Below are 15,915 nucleotides of genomic sequence, written 5' to 3'. Positions count from 1 at the left end.
GCGGAGAATTCCCGCTCTCTGTCCTCACGTCGAACGGCGCGCTCCGGAATCGACAACGCGCCGAAACTTTTTTCAGGCTGCGCTGAGATTTTTCTCGCGGCGCGCGATCTCGTCCTCGCTCGGCGCCTCAAGCGCGAAGGAGCCGGTCGTAACCGCACCGGCTCGACGATAGGTCGCCATGATCACGCCCGTGCTCGAAACCCTGCTCTCGACCAGCGTGAAGGCAGCGGGCATGGTGCCCTCGCCGAACAGCCGCTTGCCTGCGCCGAGCACCACCGGGAAGATCAGCAGGTTGAACTCGTCGATCAGGTCCTTCGCCAGCAGCAGCTGGATCAGTTCGCTGCTGCCCTGGAGCAGGAGCTTGGGACCGTCCTGGCGCTTCAGCGCCGCCACCTCGGCGGCGATATCGCCACGTAGCGCGACCGAGTTCTGCCAGTTCAGCGTCTTCGGCGCAGAGGTCGCGACATATTTGATGCAGGCGTTGAACTTCATGGCGACCGGGTCGTCGCCGGCATGCGGCCAATGCGCCGCGAAGATGTCGTAGGTCTTGCGGCCGAGCAGCAGGTCGAATTCCTCGGCGAAGGCCTTTTCCATGACCTCGCCCATCGGCTCGTCCCAGTAGTGGAAGGTCCAGCCACCATGGCTGAAGCCGCCCGAGCTATCCTCCTCCGGGCCGCCCGGCGCCTGCATCACGCCGTCTAGGGACAGGAATGTGGCGGCAACGACGTTTCGCATCTTCGGATCTCCCGTTGGGCGGGAGCCGTGCCCCCGCGCGATTGTCAGGAGCTCAGGGGAAGCCGCAACGACCTGCGGCCTCCCCCTGCTCCTCGCCAATACGTCGAACGGGGCAGCGCACGATCGACACGATCGCGCAAAAAAGTTCAGCCGCGCGGCAGCGCCTCCAGGAAGCGCGCCGGCTCGCCCTGCGCAGGCGTCACCACTTCGCGCTCCCACATCACCTTCCGGCCGCGGACATAGGTGCCGACGGGCCAGCCGGTCACGGTGACGCCGTCATAGGGCGTCCAGCCGCAGCGCGAGGCGATCCAGTCATTGGTGATGGTCTCGCGGCGCTTCAGGTCGACAATGGTCAGGTCGGCATCATAGCCCGCCGCGATCCGCCCCTTGCCCTCGAGCCCGAAGATCCGTTGCGGGCCATGGCTGGTCAGATCGACGAACCGTTCCAGTGAAAGCCGCCCGGCATTGACATGGTCGAGCATGATCGGGACCAGCGTCTGCACGCCCGGCATGCCGGAATGGCTCGCAGGATACGCATGATGCTTCTCCTCATGCGTATGCGGCGCATGGTCGGAGCCGAGCACGTCGACGATGCCCTGCTCCAGCCCCCACCAGATCGTCCGGCGATGGCTGTCGTCGCGGATCGGCGGATTCATCTGGGCATAGGTGCCAAGCCGCTCGTAGCAGTCCGGCGCGACCAGCGTCAGATGGTTCGGCAGCACCTCGACGGTCGCGACGTCCTTGTGATCCCTGAGGAAGATCATCTCCTCGCCGGTCGAGATGTGCAGGATGTGAACGCGCGCGCCGGTCTCGCGTGCGATCCGCACCAGTCGCCTGGTGCAGGTCAGGGCGACTTCGGGCGAGCGCCAGACCGGATGGCTCGACGGATCCCCCTCGACGCGCAGGCCCATGCGCTCGCGCAACATCATCTCGTCTTCGGAATGGAAGGCGGCGCGGCGGCGCGTGCGCTTCAGGATCTCACTGACGCCCTTGTCGTCCTCGACCAGCAGCGAGCCGGTGGAGGAACCCATGAAGACCTTGATGCCCGCCGCACCCGGCAGGCGCTCCAGCTCCGGCACATCGGCAATGTTCTCATGCGTGCCACCAACCCAGAAGGCGAAATCGCAATGCATCCGGTGCCGACCGCGCCTGACCTTGTCGGCCAGCGACGCCTCGTCGGTGGTCTGAGGGATCGTGTTCGGCATCTCGAAGACGGTCGTGACGCCGCCGAGCACCGCGGCGCGCGAGCCGGTCTCCAGATCCTCCTTGTGGTCGAGCCCCGGCTCGCGGAAATGCACCTGGCTGTCGATGACGCCCGGCAGAATATGCAGGCCGCGGCAATCGACCGTCTCACCTGCGGAAGCCTGCGACAGATCGCCGAGCGCCAAAATCTTGCCGCCGGTAATCCCGAGATCCCGCTGGACACGGCCATCGTGATTCACGACGGTGCCGCCCTTCAGAATGACATCATAGCTCTGCGGCATCGGAGGCGTCCTGCTGGTTGAGGATGAGGCTGAAGCGGCCTACCTATCGAACGGACCCGCGTCCAGCCCTTGGCAGCGATCAGAAACGAGCTTCACCATGCCTGCAACCCGATTGGTCGATCGCGGCATCATTCGCGTCAGTGGCGAGGACGCGCGCAACTTCCTGCAGAACATCGTCACCAACGAGATGGACGCGGTGACGCCGGACCATGCCGGCTATGGCGCGCTCCTGACACCGCAAGGCAAGATCATCAGCGATTTTCTCGTGGTCGCGGTGCCGGAGGAGGAACGCGGAGGTTTTCTCCTCGACGTGCCGCTCCTGCAGGTTCCCGATCTGATGAAGCGGCTGAAGCTCTACAAGTTGCGCGCCAAGGTCGCGCTCGACGATCTCACCGAGGTGGCCACCGTGGTCGCGTCGAGCGGCGGTTTCTCGCTCCCCGACGATGCCGGCCTCATCTATGCCGACCCGCGCCTGCCGGCGCTCGGCGAGCGCGCGATCACTGACCGCAACGACGTCGGCTCGCTCGCCAGCGCCGAACCCGATGCCTACCACGCCAGGCGCATCGCGCTCGGCATTCCCGATGGCGGCAGGGATTTCGTCTATGGCGACACCTTTCCGCATGAGGCGCTGCTCGACCAGCTCGGCGGCGTCTCCTTCAAGAAGGGCTGCTATATCGGCCAGGAGGTGGTGTCGCGCATGCAGCATCGCGGCACCGCCCGGTCGCGCATCGTGCCGGTGGTCTTTACCGAGGGACTGGTTCCCGAGATGGGCGTCGAGGCGACCGCCGGCAGCAAAGTGCTCGGCCGCATCGGTTCCTGCGCCAAGGGGCGCGGGCTCGCCATGCTGCGGCTCGACCGTGTCGCGGACTCCATGGCCGCTGGCGAAAGACTCGAAGGCGGCGGCGTGGCCTTTACCCTGGCGAAGCCGGACTTTATCCGCTTCCCCTTCCCCGGCGAGCCCGGTTTTGGAGCAGCAGCATGAGCGGACGCGCAGCAGTCGAAGGCCCGGACGGCACGTTCCGTTGCATCTGGCCGGGGACCGATCCACTCTATCTCGCCTATCACGACACCGAATGGGGCGTGCCGGAATATGATTCGCGCGCCTTGTTCGAAAAGCTGATCCTCGACGGCTTTCAGGCTGGCCTCGCCTGGATCACCATTCTGCGCAAGCGCGACAGTTTTCGCTCGGCCTTCGCCGGTTTCGAGCCGGAGGCGATTGCTCGCTTCACCGAGACCGATGTCCAGCGGCTTCTCGGCGATGCCGGCATCGTCCGCCATCGCGGCAAGATCGAGGGCACGATCAAGAGCGCTCGCGCCTATCTCGAGATCAGCGAACGGCGCGAGTTCTCGGATTTCCTCTGGCGCCATCTCGACGGCCGCGTCCTCCAGAACGCTTTTCGGACTCATGAGGAGGTGCCGGCCGAGACGGCGGTCTCCAAGGCGATCTCCAAGGAGCTGAAGGCCGCCGGCTTCACCTTCTGCGGCCCGACCATCGTCTACGCCTTCATGCAGGCCTGCGGACTGGTCAACGACCATCTGACCGGCTGTTTCCGCTACGAGGAATGCGCCGTGCTCGCCCGCGACACCCGCGTTCCGGCCTGAGCATGGCCAAGGCGCCGCTTCCACCCCGCGCCTGGCAGCGCATGCTGTCGGGCCGGAGGCTCGATCTGCTCGACCCCTCCCCGCTCGATATAGAGATCGAGGATATCGCGCATGGTCTGGCTCGCGTCGCGCGCTGGAACGGCCAGACGCGCGGCGAGCATTCCTTCTCGGTGGCGCAGCACTGCCTGCTGGTCGAGGCGATCGCGAGCCACCTCAATCCGGACTGGTCAAAGCCCTGGCGGCTGATGGCGCTGCTTCACGACGCTCCGGAATATGTCATCGGCGACATGATCTCGCCCTTCAAGGTGGTGATGGGCGACGCCTATAAGAGCGTCGAGCTCCGGCTGCTTGCCGCAATCCATCTGCGCTTCGGCCTGCCGGCGGCGACGCCCGCCATGCTGGCGCGCAAAACCAAGGACGCCGACAAGATCTCGGCTTTCCTCGAGGCGACCGAACTCGCCGATTTCGACCGCGAGGAAGCTCTGATCTTCTTTGGCCGGCCGAAGCCGCTGCCGCGCGAGGTCACGGACTGGCTGAGGCCACTATCGACCGAAGTCGCGCAAGCGCGCTTCCTGGAGCGCTTTCAGGCCCTCGTTTAGCGATCTCGGCTCAATCCGCCCCGGCGACCAAGCGCATCATGAAACGCGCCTCGCTGCCATAGCTCGCAAGCTTGGCCTCGAGCCGCGGGTCGGCGACGACCGAAAAACCCTGCTTGCCCCAGAAGCCGACAGAGGCATTGACCGCGACGAGCGACAGGCTCGGCAGCCCGAACTTTTGAGCGAGCCTGAGTGCATCCGCGACCGCCAGGACAGCGGCGCCGGTGCCTCGCGCCTGCGGCAGCAGCGCGAGATCATGGATGTAGAAGGTCCCGGGAGCGGGCGGCAGCGCGCCGAGCGGCGCATTCAGGGCTGGGGGCTCGAGCTCGCGCCAGGGATGGCTGAGCAGATAGGCGGCGATCCCGCTCCCCATTTCCAGGACCCGGCAGCCATCGCCAAACAGCTTCAGCCGCTCGGCGAAAATGGCGGCCTCCTCCGGAAAATCCGGATGAACCTCGGCCGCCACTGCGACGACAGCGTCGAGATCGGACACGGTCATGGTCCGCCAGTGAGATCCTGCTACCTTGGTCATCGTCGATCCGTCCTGCCTTTCCGCGCTCCGATATTGCACGCAAGCGGACAGAGGGTGAATGCCGATTTATTCCATTTTGGCAAAAGTCATCAAGCATTCCCGCGGCTACAGGAGAAAGCGATTTCCTCCGATACTGCGCCTCACCTCATCCCTGCCGAATGCGAAGGAGACCGCCATGTCGGACACCAAGACCCTGCCGAAGGGTGTCGTCATCAAGGGCGCAATGGATCCGCGCTTCGACGAGATCCTGAGCCATGATGCGCTCGCCTTCGTTGCCGACTTGCAGCGCCGCTTCAACGAGACGCGCAAGCGCCTGCTCGCCTTGCGCAAGGAGCGCCAGAAGCGCTTTGATACCGGCGAGACGCCCGATTTCCTGACCGAGACCAGGCATATCCGCGAAGGCGACTGGAAGGTGGCGCCGATTCCCGCCGATCTGCAGGATCGTCGTGTCGAGATCACCGGTCCTGTCGACCGCAAAATGATCATCAACGCGCTGAACTCCGGCGCCAAGGTGTTCATGGCCGATTTCGAGGATGCCTCCTCTCCGGTCTGGGCCAATATGGTCGAAGGCCAGATCAATCTCAGGGATCGCTGGGCCGGCCGGATCGACTTCACCGAGCCGACCACCGGCAAGGCCTACAAGCTCAAGGACAAGCCAGCCGTCCTGATCATCCGCCCGCGCGGCTGGCATCTGCCGGAACGCCATATCGAGATCGACGGTGAAATCGCCTCGGGCTCGCTGGTCGATTTCGGCCTCTATGTATTCCACAATGCCAAGGCGGCGCTGGCTGCGGGCTCCGGCCCCTATTTCTATCTGCCGAAGCTCGAGAGCCATCTCGAGGCCAGGCTCTGGAACGATGTCTTTGTCGCCGCTCAGAACGCGCTTGGCCTCAAGACCGGCACGATCAAGGCCACCATCCTGATCGAGACCCTGCCCGCTGCCTTCGAAATGGACGAGATCCTCTATGAGCTGAAGGATCACATGGCCGGGCTGAACTGCGGCCGCTGGGACTACATCTTCTCCTTCATCAAGAAGCTCGCCCGCAACCCGGCCTTCGTCCTGCCCGATCGCTCGCAGGTGGTGATGACCAAGGCCTTCCTGCGGGCGTATTCGCTGCTGCTGATCAAGACCTGTCACCGCCGCGGCGCCTTCGCCATGGGCGGCATGGCGGCGCAGATCCCGGTCAAGAACGATCCGGCCGCCAACGAGGCCGCCTTCGCCAAGGTTCGGGCCGACAAGGAGCGTGAGGCCGGCGACGGCCATGACGGCACCTGGGTTGCCCATCCCGATCTCGTGCCCGTGGCGATGGAGGTCTTCAACCGGCTGATGCCGCAGCAGAACCAGCTCGACAAGAAGCGCGAGGATGTCTCCGTCGGCCGCGAGCAACTGCTCGAGGTCCATGAGGGCACGCGCACCGAGGCCGGCTTCCGCGAGAACATCCGCATCGGCGTGCAATATCTCGAAGCATGGCTGCGCGGCCGCGGCGCGGTGCCGATCTACAACATGATGGAGGATGCCGCGACGGCCGAGATCAGCCGTGCCCAGATCTGGCAGTTCATCCAGTACGGCGTCACCGTTGACGGAGGCACCATCGTCACCGCGGATCTCTTCAAGCGCTGCCTCACCGAGGAGATGGAGCGCGTGAAGGGCGAGGTCGGGCCTGAAAACTACGCAAAGGGCCGTTTCCCGGAGGCGATCGAGCTGTTCTCGACCCTCTCGCTCGCGCCTGAATTCGAGGAATTCCTTACCGTCCCGGCTTACGACAAGCTCGGTTGAGTCCAACGACCGGCGCCGCCTGGGCGGCGCCGGTCGTTGCCTATGCCCCGGCGATGCGGATCAAGCGATATGATCGCTCCGTCGCAAGGCGACGTTGATTTCGCGCAGGAACTGGACAAGCGAAGCGCCGAAGAGCCCAACAGCCACGATGAAGAGCACGGCCACACCCCGTTCATGGGCCGACCCGACGAACGCAAACATGAACGCGAGCATCATCAGCAGGATCGTCGAAACACCGCTCGAGATGGCAAGACGCATCGCGCTGTTGATCAGATGGGCTCGCCGCTCGAGGCGGGGGAGATCAGCCTTGAGTTCGTGAACGACAGGCCCCTCGCCCTGCAGGCTGCTCAACATGCGCGACCGGTCGAGAATTCGCTCCAGGCGACTGATCAGGACCGATATCAGGCCGACGACCGCGCCGAGCAGGAATGCTGGTGCGGCAGCCTGGCTGATGACCAATGAAAGCTGGTTCACGGACGGAAGCTCAGGAATCATGGTTTCTTCGCCTCGTCGCGAACGCCGTCGGCTGCCGAGCGAATTGACCAACCGGGTGCGATAGACAGCCCCCAATCCCATCCCGGGCGTAAGCGATCATGCGTGGTTAGAGCGTGGATTCATGAAACTCGCGGCCGACGCGCCTGTCTACGGCTATCCGCTGGTGACAATGGAAATGCCCCGACGGATCCTCATTCATGTCGCGGCACCAACCTCAGCCCGAGCGCAGCCGGATTCCATCCTCAAGCAGCGGGAGTGCCCGAGCGGCTCGCGATGGCAAGGGCCATGACGATCATTGCTCCAGCCAGGCCAAAGGTGACGTGCAATCCGGTCGCGACCATGTCCGGAGATGCGACCGCGCTGCCGTCCGTCCCCGCGGCGAGAGCGAACACCGCACCCATCACCGAAGCACCGGTGATCAGGCCGAGATTGCGGGCGAGGCCGAGCATCCCGGAGACAAGCCCGCGCCCTTCCGGACCAGCCTCTCGCATCACGGCCGTGTTGTTGGCGGCCTGGAACAGCGCATAGCCTGGGGTGAGAACGATCAGGGGAACGGCATAGCCCGCAATCCCGATCTGCAGCGGCATGAGCGCGAAGAGAAGCGATCCGACGGCCATGGCGGCCAAGCCCACCAAGCTCATGCGTTGCGCGCCGAACCGATCGACCAAGCGGCCAGCCGGTACGCCCGAGAGCGCCGCGACAACCGGCCCGATCGCCATGACCAGGCCAGCGCCCGATGCATCGAGGCCGAGCGCCATGGTGAGATGGAAGGGGCCAACGACCAGTGTTGTCATCATCACCGCCGCGACCAGCGCGGTTGTGGCGAGGCCTTTCCGCAGCCCGGGCTCGCGCAGCATCGAGAGCCGGATCAGGGGCTCCGCGACCCGCGCTTGTACCAATACGAACAGGAGCGCGGCGACTGCTGCGGCTAGCAGGAGCCCGCCATTGAGCAAGCCGAATGCACCGCGGTTCCAGGTCATGGCGAGCGCATAGGCGACCAGCGCAGCGGCCAGCAGCAGCGTGCCGAGCATATCGAAGCGCGGCTTGTCTCCCCTCTTCTCGAGGCGATCGACCGGAAGGCTCCGCAAGGCGATCATGAAGGCAACGACGCCGAACGGGACAGTGACAAGGAATATCGCCCGCCATCCGAAGCCGTCGATGACAGCACCACCGAGCGAGGGGCCGAGTGCCGTGCCGACCGCCGACATGGTGCCGAGCAACCCCATGGCACTGCCGGTCCGGTCCCTCGGCAGGGCATCGCCGACAAGGGCCAGGCTCAGCGTCATCATGACTGCGGCGCCCGCCCCCTGCACCGCCCGCGCGGCGATCAAGCCGGCGAGGCCGGAAGCAAGGCCGCACCCCGCCGAGCCCGCTGTGAAGAGGGCTATGCCGGCCAGCAGAAGCGAGCGGCGTCCGACGAGATCGCCAAGTCGTCCGACCCCGACGCTCAACGTGGTGATGACAAGCAAATAGGCGAGGACCACCCACTGCACCTGCTGGAAGGAGGCTGCGAAGGCCTGCACCAGCGCCGGCAGGCCGACATTGGCAATGCTGGTGCCAAGCGAGGACAGCAACATGCAGAGGGATAGGCCGGCGAGAACCAAACGAGGCGCGCCACGCTGGGCCGTCGGGGCTTCGGTGGGGAACGGCGGGTCAAGCATAGCCTTCATCATCGTGGGGGGCTCCGAAGCACTGTTCGAAGCAGGTAGCCACATATGACACCTGGCGGAAGACGCAGCATTTGCACTGATTCAGTGCATTTGACGCCATGTCATGCTGGCGAGCCGTGCTAGTCTTGCCAGCATGACGAGAGCCGACCTCAACTTGCTCATCACCCTCGATGTCCTTCTCACCGAAGGCAGCGTGGCCCGCGCTGCCCGGCGCCTGCGGCTAAGCCCGTCCGCGATGAGCCGAGCCCTGGCGCGGCTGCGCGAGACGATCGGCGACCCGCTGTTGGTAAGGGCGGGGCGCGGCCTTGTACCAACGCCGCGTGCACTGGAATTGCGGGAGCGCGTCGGTCCGCTCGTTCAGGAAGCGGAGGCGATCCTGCGGCCGGCCGAGGCGCTCGATCTGCAACGGCTTGTCCGGACCTTCTCGGTTCGGGCGAGCGACGGCTTCGTCGAGGCCTTTGGGCCTGAACTCATCGCGCACATCCAGGCGGAAGCGCCCGGCATACGGCTCCGCTTCGTCCAGAAGCTGGACAAGGATAGTACGCTGCTTCGAGAAGGCAGTGTCGATCTCGAAACCGGTGTCATCGGGGCGGCGCAGAGTCCGGAAATCAGGACGCGGGCGCTGTTCGCGGATCACTTCGTCGGGGTCGTGCGGCGGGGACATCCATTGGCCACAGGCGAGATCACCGCCGATCGCTTTGCTGCTGGCCGGCAGATCCTCGTCTCGCGGCGCGGTCTCGACAAGGGACCGATCGACGACGCGCTGGAGGCGATCGGACTGCGGCGAGACATCGCCACGATCGTCACCGGCTTCTCGCCTGCGCTCTCGCTCGCGCGTGGATCCGATCTCGTCGCCATTGTGCCCGAACGACACACTCGGACCCTGCGCGACGGCATGGTCACCTTTCCGCTGCCGGTTTCTGTGCCTGAGATCTCCGTGTCCCTGCTCTGGCATCCCAGGCTGGATGCCGATCCTGCGCACCGCTGGCTGCGCGAATGCGTCCGCCGGGTCTGCGGGATGCAGAATTCGCCCGATGATATGGGTGGGGTGCCGGCTGAAACAGGGAACAACCGAGGGCGCCGCCCGCAGGCTGATCTCCTGCCCGATTACTGACGTCCGATGGCAGCGGCAGCCGCCCTGTCACAATCCGGCTGAGACACCGCCCCCCCGCGGCGACAGGTTCAGCGCGCCATCATTGCCCCGCAGAGCCTGGTCGCAAAGCGGTTGAAGCAGCGCGCATATGGCATCTGGTTCGCGCCCGCCGGACCGCAGCATGTGGAACACGGCAAAGCTGGTCAGCGCGAAGAGCAGGTCGACGGCATCGCGCTGCAGTTGCTCGTCGCGCCCACCCTGGCGGCGCACGAGCGCGGCCAGCGCCAGCCGACGGCGCTCATTGCGTTCTGCCAGGCTCTCCGTCAGTTCGGTGTCGCCGGCCGCTGTCGCGAACAGCCCAACCAGTCCGTCATCGGAACTCCAGAAGCCGCAGAACACCGTGACCAGGGCCGCCAAGGCCTCCTTCGGGTCAGAAATGGCCATTGCGTCTGCAAGATCAGCGATCCCGCCGGCAGCCGCCAGGGCGTCGAAGGTCGCCTCCAGCAGCCCGCGTCGCGAGCCGAACTGATTGTAGACGGTCAGTCGAGTCACGCCCGCCGCGGCCGCCACGGCCTCTAGCGAGAGCGTCCTTCCAGCCGGCTCGCGAAGCAATGCCGCTGCCGCAGCGAGGAGCCGGCCGCGCGTTTCTGCGGTTTTGGCCTCTCGTTTGGCACTCGAATAGGGCCTTGACGTTCTCTCGCGACTCATGACTATACAGTTTGTATATCCAATTTTGCCCATTCAAACGGGCGCTGTTTCGGAGCCTAGCCTATGGAGCCCTTCCTGATCAGTATCATCGCCATGCACGTTCTCTCATCGGTGTTCTGGGCCGGCACGACATTCGTGCTGGCCCGTACTGGTGCAAACGACGTCGCCCGCCTCTTCCGCCCGCAGTTCGGTGCCGCCGTCGTCGCGATGATCTCTGGCGCGCTCCTGTGGAGTTTCATCCATGCCGGGAACGTCGGAAACGCAGAAATGCTGCTTGCGCTCGGCGCCGGCACGGCGGTGGCGGCTTTGGTGATCCAGGCTGTCGGGGTGCTGCGCGGCTTGCGCAGGACCGGCCAAGCTGCGCCCTGGCTGGGTCTCCTCTACCGGATCTCGGCCGCGCTGCTGCTCGTAACCGTGATCTGCATGACGGTCGCACGCTATGTCTGAGCAACCGTCGACCGTGTCGCTCATCCCGACTTTCCCCGACCTCGCCGGCAAAACGGCGCTGGTCACCGGCGGCTCCGGCGGGATCGGCGCCGAAACCGCGCGTTGGCTGGCGCATAACGGGGTTTCCGTGACGGTTGCCGGCCGCGACCAACCCCGGCTCGACACCGTGCTGCGCTCCCTGGAGGCGATCTCCGACGGGCATGCCGCCGTCCGGATCGACTGCACCCGGCACGACGAGTTGGAGACCGCGCGTGCCGCGTTCGTTGCACGGCGCGGCAAGCTCGACATTCTCGCCGCCTTCGCCGGAGGTGGGACCAGCAGGCCCGTTGCGCTGGAGGATGTGACTGAGGCGGACTGGCACTCCAGCCTTGATCACAATCTGACCGCCACGTTCTTGACGCTCAAAACCTTCCTGCCAAGCCTCAAGCAGGGCCGCGGCGGCGCCGTCATCACCATGGCCTCGACAGCCGGCCGCGCGCCTTCGCAGGCGCCGCTCGGCTATGGGGTCGCCAAGGCCGGCGTCATCATGCTCACACAGCAAGCCGCACACGACCTCGGGCCATCCAGCGTGMGCGTGAACTGCATTTCACCATCGGCCGTATTGACCGACCGGACCGCAACACACATGCCTCCCGCCGTCAGGGCGCAGGTGGTCCTCGCTCATCCGGTCCGGCGGCTCGGCTCGCCGGCAGACGTGGCGGCGGCCACGCTGTTCCTCGCTTCGGAGAGTTCGGGCTGGTTGACCGGCGCAACCCTCGACATCGCCGGCGGACGGCTGATGCACTGATCACCGGCGCCAAAGCCGGCGAACCAGGCCAGTTGGGCTGGCAAGCGATCGCCTCGCCCCCCTGCCCCGCCCAAGAAGGCCCTTGGACAAGGACTCGCATTGAGCCCGTCGGGGCGCTTCGGTCGCCTGTATGCGTCTCAGCTGTCCCTGTCGGGCGCGAACATGGTGCCTTGCTGGAGACAGTCGCAGAGATCGCGATAGACCGCGGCCAATCGCTCACGTGACGGGCGGCTGGCACCCACTGCATCCTCGATCCGGCGGGCAAGGCTGCCATGCTTCAGGATGGTTGCCCAGATTGGTGTCCAGCGCGCTGGATCAATGCCCGAGCTGTCATCCATGTTCTCCAGAATGTGCCGCCAGAGATCGCCGGCGCGACAGGACTGACCGGAATAGTCGAACAGCCTGAGATAGGCCTCATCATCGATCATGGCGTCCTCGGCGGATATCACGCAGCTGTCGAATATCCGGGCCAGCTCCTCGGTGGCCATGTCGCCGCTGAGGCGCTGGAGATCGCCGTAGAGGCGATGAACTGCTCCAACGACAGCGGCGGCAACTGCGAGATCGGCTTCGGGGCACTCCTGGGTATCGATGACCCGAATTTCGATTGTGTTTCGGTCGAAGCGGGGGATGCAGCCCCTGGCATTGAGCCAGGGGTGCCTGAGGATTCCGCCGGGATCTGCAGACGCCATGACGGCATAGATCGGCTCGAGAWTCGTGTCTTCGTACGCGCGTTGACTGGAGACGGTGTCGGGAATGATCAGGCCGTTGATCAGGGGATAGGCCTTCGCATTGGCTCCGTAGGCCCTCATGCGGAAATCGCGGTAGGCGGTGCGCTGGCCGTCGGCAATGGGCGAGCTTGCAGCCAATGCTGGAATGATCGGCAGGACGCGACGGATCGCTTCGTGGAGCCGCGCAAATTGATCGTCGTCGGCAAAGGGGAGATTGAGATGGACGCTCTGCAGATTGGTCCACCCATGCGATCTGGTTTCGAAGATGCGCTGATAGGTGCGGTAGATTCCGTGGGGATCAATCGGCCACGGCTGAGCATCATATCGGGGATCCAGCCACGGATGCATTGCCGTCGGCATCAGGCGCGCTCCGTGGCCCAGAAGGGTCTTGTTCAATGCGATGACCTCGCGTTGCAGGGGCTGGGCGAGGTCTTCCAATCTGGCCGCCGGAGCGAGATTCTTCGCTTCCAGGACATGAAGCACGAACTCGTTGGACCAGCCGATCAAGCCTCGCTCCATAGCTACGGCGCCCGTGCCGGCGGCATGCGCCAGGACGATATCTGCAATGGAGCGGCATTCCAGATCGGCGGTTCCGACGATCGCGTATTCAATCTCGATTCCGAACCCTTCGAACGCATTGAGCGGCCTCATCCCAGGGACGCCGAAGAGCGAGGCGTCATCTGACATGTGCGCGGGGCTTGAACGGGATCGAGTGTGGCAGACAGCATGGGAGGGCCTTCCTGGGAGCGACTCCCGGAGACCCTAGGCTGGCAATCACCAGCAATTGCTTTCGCTGAAGCAGAAAGAGGCGCAGGATCAGGCAGTGGCATTCCGTCCACGGGAGATCAAAGGACGAGCCGGGATTTCGAGAACGGCTGCTGCCGCTCGCACGAAGGAACTGGCGAACGCGATCGCAACAACGAGACGCCGGCGCCCCTGCGGTCCTTGAAGGCCAGCTCTCCAGACGATGAACCCAGCGCAGGCGAGCCGCTCGCTCAAAGTCTATGAGAGTAGACGCTGAGTCCACCATTGCCAATCTACAGGTCGGGCGTCCRCATCCGCATATCCAGCGCATCGACGTTGGAGAAACGACATGAACCCGATATCTGAACCGATCCTCACCTCCGGCTTTCCGCTCGGCAGTTCCGCAGGGCTGGTGACCGCCTTCGAATGGCTCGGCCAGCCCTATCGCCTCACCAGGGTGGATATGCTGGGAGAAATGCGCACCGACGCCTACAAGCGCCTGAACGGCCGCGTGGAGACGCCCGTGCTGATCACCGGCGAAGGCCGTGTCCTCACCGAGACGATGGCGATCGCCCTGTGGCTGGAGGCGCGCGACCTTGACCGCCGCATCAGCTTCGAACCCGGCACGCCGGAGGCCGACCGGCTGCATCAATACGTCGCCTTCCTCAATACCGGCTTCACCGGTGCGTTCGTCCCGATGTGGGTGGCGCTGGAAGCGGAAGGTGTACCGGAGGAGTATCGCGAAACGCTGCGCAAGTTCGGCCGCAGCTTTGTCGCCGAGCGCCATGAACAACTCGAGGCGATGATCGGCGCCAGCGACTACCTGCTCGGCGACAGACCGACGCTGGCCGATGCGGTGTTTGCCGGCGTTGCGCGCTGGGTGGACTTCCACAAGGCCGTCGACCCACGCGACTATCCCCGCATCCTGGCGCTGCGCAAGCGCATCGAAGCCGATCCCGCGTTTCGCCTCGCGGTAGCCATCGAGGACGGCAAACAGGCGGCAGGCAGTGGCGCGATGAAGGGTCTCGTTCCGCTCGCCGATGTCCTGCGCAACGCAGACGGCGTACTCGCGGCCTGAGACGCATGAGAACTGACTGCGCGCCATGGGTGGTGGCGCGCAATCCCCCTCTCCGCTCAGGGCGTGCGGGGGCTTTCGTTGAAGGCCCGGACTGCTGCAGCGGCGAGGTCGCCGACCGATCTGGAAGGATCTGACATCAAACGAGCCACGATCCCTCCAAGCCTCGCCTTCGCAGCTTCGGCCTCATCTCCGGCAAGATCTGGGTCGCTTCTTACAGTTTCCCATGCTCGGGCGTGGATGGCCTCTGCGATAAGCATCTCTTTTGAATTCAAGACGCCGGGAACACGGAAATCGAGGGGCAGCATAGAAAGGGTCTCGGTGAACCCGCGCTAGATAGTCCTCGCATTCCGAACGGCAAGGGCTCCGCCYTCCGTCGCCGGGGCAGGGCTCGACTGGATTCCGGCTGTCTGCCGCGACCAGCGCGGTGAGAGTGCGAGAAGCACGTCAATCGCACACAAGGGCGAGCCTGACCGGCCCCGAATGTGCATGATGCGGACTAATGCTTTGACAGCACCGGGCGCGACGCGCTCAATCCCGCGGCAACCGGAAACCCTGCCATGCCTCGCCTTGCCTTGACGTCGACTGCTCTCGCCACAGCGCTGCTGCTCGCGCTACCGGCGTCAGCCAAGACGCTGAAGCCCGTCCGCAATGTCGAAGCGACCGAGGATTTTGCTGGCAAGAAGCCCGACAAGGCAGCCAAGGATGTCAGCGGCCTGGCCTGCCTGCCGGCGAATGGCGAGGAGCGGCGCTGCCTCCTGGCGAATGACGAGAACCGCTCGGCCCAGTTCGCTATCCTGACCAAGGGGCGCATCAAGCCTGCCGGCGTGGTCGAGCTGATCGGGGACAGCCCCTCCCCGACCGCGCTCGGCGCGATCCCCGCGTCTCCTTGTCCGACGATCGGCGGTTATGGCGAGTTCGACGGCGAGGCGGTCGCCTACGCCGCGCCCTATTTCTACATCGCCGGTTCGCATGGCTGCTCGCGCAGCAGCAGCGAGTTTCGCCTCTCGTCGTTCCAGCTCGCGCGGGTCAAGGTCGATACGGCCGGCACCCCCATCGGCCAGGTTGAACTGACCTACCGCCTGAGTGATCTGTTGCGTCGTGCCGGCGAGGTTGCGCCCTCTTTCGGCAAGCCCCTGACGGATGGCAACGGCCTAAACATCGAAGGCATAGCGACCGCTCATGACAGGCTCTGGATCGGGCTGCGGGCGCCGTCGCAGAACGGTCGCGCCTTCCTGCTAGAAACAAATCCGGACGAGCTCTTCGCGCCCGGCAATGAACCCGCCCAGGGCACTCCGACTGTGATCGCTTTCCCGGCTGGCCCGAATCGCGGCGTGCGCGACCTTGCTGCACTGCGGGACGGACGCCTGCTGGTCCTGGTCGGCCCTGCGCAGGAACAGGACGTTCCCTATGGCCTGCTGCTGCTTGACCCTGCCGCGCCC

At 65.1% G+C, this 15,915-nt stretch carries 16 protein-coding genes; 9 read left to right on the top strand and 7 right to left on the bottom strand.

Going from position 1 to position 15,915, the window contains the following annotated elements; all coding sequences use genetic code 11:
• Positions 1 to 72: 72 nt before the first annotated feature.
• Together AC1D34_RS09890 and AC1D34_RS09885 are read right to left on the bottom strand one after the other, a co-directional pair.
• Positions 73 to 735, bottom strand: a complete 663-nt coding sequence (locus AC1D34_RS09890; protein WP_441488259.1) for a dihydrofolate reductase family protein — start codon at positions 733 to 735, stop codon at positions 73 to 75.
• A gap of 146 nt (positions 736 to 881) precedes the next feature.
• A complete protein-coding gene (locus AC1D34_RS09885; protein WP_476776060.1) occupies positions 882 to 2,219 on the bottom strand; it encodes a dihydroorotase in 1,338 nt (445 codons plus the stop codon).
• Between the two features lie 97 nt (positions 2,220 to 2,316).
• On the opposite strand from AC1D34_RS09885, the gene ygfZ reads away from it, so the two are divergent.
• From ygfZ to AC1D34_RS09870, 3 genes are read left to right on the top strand one after another with little or no spacing between them, the layout of a single operon-like run.
• The gene (gene ygfZ / locus AC1D34_RS09880) at positions 2,317 to 3,201 is read left to right on the top strand and encodes a CAF17-like 4Fe-4S cluster assembly/insertion protein YgfZ (RefSeq protein ID WP_476824120.1); all 885 of its coding nucleotides are present in this window, start codon (positions 2,317 to 2,319) and stop codon (positions 3,199 to 3,201) included.
• On the top strand, positions 3,198 to 3,821 hold the full coding sequence (locus AC1D34_RS09875) for a DNA-3-methyladenine glycosylase I (RefSeq protein WP_476824119.1): 624 nt from the start codon (positions 3,198 to 3,200) through the stop codon (positions 3,819 to 3,821). The genes ygfZ and AC1D34_RS09875 overlap by 4 nt, the downstream gene beginning before the upstream one ends.
• Before the next feature lie 2 nt (positions 3,822 to 3,823).
• Positions 3,824 to 4,420, top strand: coding sequence for a YfbR-like 5'-deoxynucleotidase (locus AC1D34_RS09870; protein WP_441507029.1), 597 nt, complete (start codon positions 3,824 to 3,826; stop codon positions 4,418 to 4,420).
• A gap of 10 nt (positions 4,421 to 4,430) precedes the next feature.
• Here the strand turns inward: AC1D34_RS09870 and AC1D34_RS09865 are convergent, their stop codons facing one another.
• Positions 4,431 to 4,949 carry a GNAT family N-acetyltransferase gene (locus tag AC1D34_RS09865; RefSeq protein ID WP_476824118.1) on the bottom strand — a complete coding sequence of 173 codons (519 nt, stop codon included), beginning with the start codon at positions 4,947 to 4,949 and terminating at the stop codon, positions 4,431 to 4,433.
• 175 nt (positions 4,950 to 5,124) lie between these two features.
• On the opposite strand from AC1D34_RS09865, the gene aceB reads away from it, so the two are divergent.
• Positions 5,125 to 6,726, top strand: coding sequence for a malate synthase A (aceB, locus tag AC1D34_RS09860; RefSeq protein WP_476824117.1), 1,602 nt, complete (start codon positions 5,125 to 5,127; stop codon positions 6,724 to 6,726).
• A gap of 60 nt (positions 6,727 to 6,786) precedes the next feature.
• Here aceB and AC1D34_RS09855 read toward each other — a convergent pair whose 3' ends face one another.
• Both AC1D34_RS09855 and AC1D34_RS09850 read right to left on the bottom strand, forming a co-directional pair.
• A complete protein-coding gene (locus AC1D34_RS09855; protein WP_441488252.1) occupies positions 6,787 to 7,221 on the bottom strand; it encodes a DUF2721 domain-containing protein in 435 nt (144 codons plus the stop codon).
• A 242-nt stretch (positions 7,222 to 7,463) separates the two neighbouring features.
• On the bottom strand, positions 7,464 to 8,894 hold the full coding sequence (locus AC1D34_RS09850; RefSeq protein WP_476824116.1) for an MFS transporter: 1,431 nt from the start codon (positions 8,892 to 8,894) through the stop codon (positions 7,464 to 7,466).
• A gap of 130 nt (positions 8,895 to 9,024) precedes the next feature.
• Here AC1D34_RS09850 and AC1D34_RS09845 point away from each other — a divergent pair, with 130 nt between their 5' ends.
• The gene (locus tag AC1D34_RS09845) at positions 9,025 to 10,005 is read left to right on the top strand and encodes a LysR family transcriptional regulator (protein ID WP_476776062.1); all 981 of its coding nucleotides are present in this window, start codon (positions 9,025 to 9,027) and stop codon (positions 10,003 to 10,005) included.
• A gap of 27 nt (positions 10,006 to 10,032) precedes the next feature.
• Here the strand turns inward: AC1D34_RS09845 and AC1D34_RS09840 are convergent, their stop codons facing one another.
• The gene (locus AC1D34_RS09840; RefSeq protein WP_476824126.1) at positions 10,033 to 10,692 is read right to left on the bottom strand and encodes a TetR/AcrR family transcriptional regulator; all 660 of its coding nucleotides are present in this window, start codon (positions 10,690 to 10,692) and stop codon (positions 10,033 to 10,035) included.
• A gap of 63 nt (positions 10,693 to 10,755) precedes the next feature.
• Here AC1D34_RS09840 and AC1D34_RS09835 point away from each other — a divergent pair, with 63 nt between their 5' ends.
• Together AC1D34_RS09835 and AC1D34_RS09830 are read left to right on the top strand one after the other, a co-directional pair.
• Positions 10,756 to 11,139 carry a hypothetical protein gene (locus AC1D34_RS09835; RefSeq protein ID WP_476776064.1) on the top strand — a complete coding sequence of 128 codons (384 nt, stop codon included), beginning with the start codon at positions 10,756 to 10,758 and terminating at the stop codon, positions 11,137 to 11,139.
• Positions 11,132 to 11,926, top strand: a complete 795-nt coding sequence (locus tag AC1D34_RS09830; protein ID WP_476824115.1) for an SDR family NAD(P)-dependent oxidoreductase — start codon at positions 11,132 to 11,134, stop codon at positions 11,924 to 11,926. Before AC1D34_RS09835 ends, AC1D34_RS09830 begins: the two co-directional genes overlap by 8 nt.
• 137 nt (positions 11,927 to 12,063) lie before the next feature.
• Here AC1D34_RS09830 and AC1D34_RS09825 read toward each other — a convergent pair whose 3' ends face one another.
• On the bottom strand, positions 12,064 to 13,305 hold the full coding sequence (locus tag AC1D34_RS09825) for a carboxylate-amine ligase (RefSeq protein ID WP_476824114.1): 1,242 nt from the start codon (positions 13,303 to 13,305) through the stop codon (positions 12,064 to 12,066).
• Positions 13,306 to 13,747: 442 nt separating this feature from the next.
• Here AC1D34_RS09825 and AC1D34_RS09820 point away from each other — a divergent pair, with 442 nt between their 5' ends.
• Complete coding sequence (locus AC1D34_RS09820) at positions 13,748 to 14,476, top strand: glutathione S-transferase family protein (RefSeq protein ID WP_476824113.1); 729 nt, start codon at positions 13,748 to 13,750, stop codon at positions 14,474 to 14,476.
• A 557-nt stretch (positions 14,477 to 15,033) separates the two neighbouring features.
• Positions 15,034 to 15,915, top strand: an 882-nt coding sequence (locus tag AC1D34_RS09815) for a DUF3616 domain-containing protein (RefSeq protein ID WP_476824112.1), incomplete at its 3' end; no start/stop codon positions are given.

This window comes from Allobosea sp. P1_A7, assembly GCF_056406775.1.
Note: the sequence above shows the minus strand (reverse complement) of the source record. Positions and strands in the feature narration are given on the sequence as shown.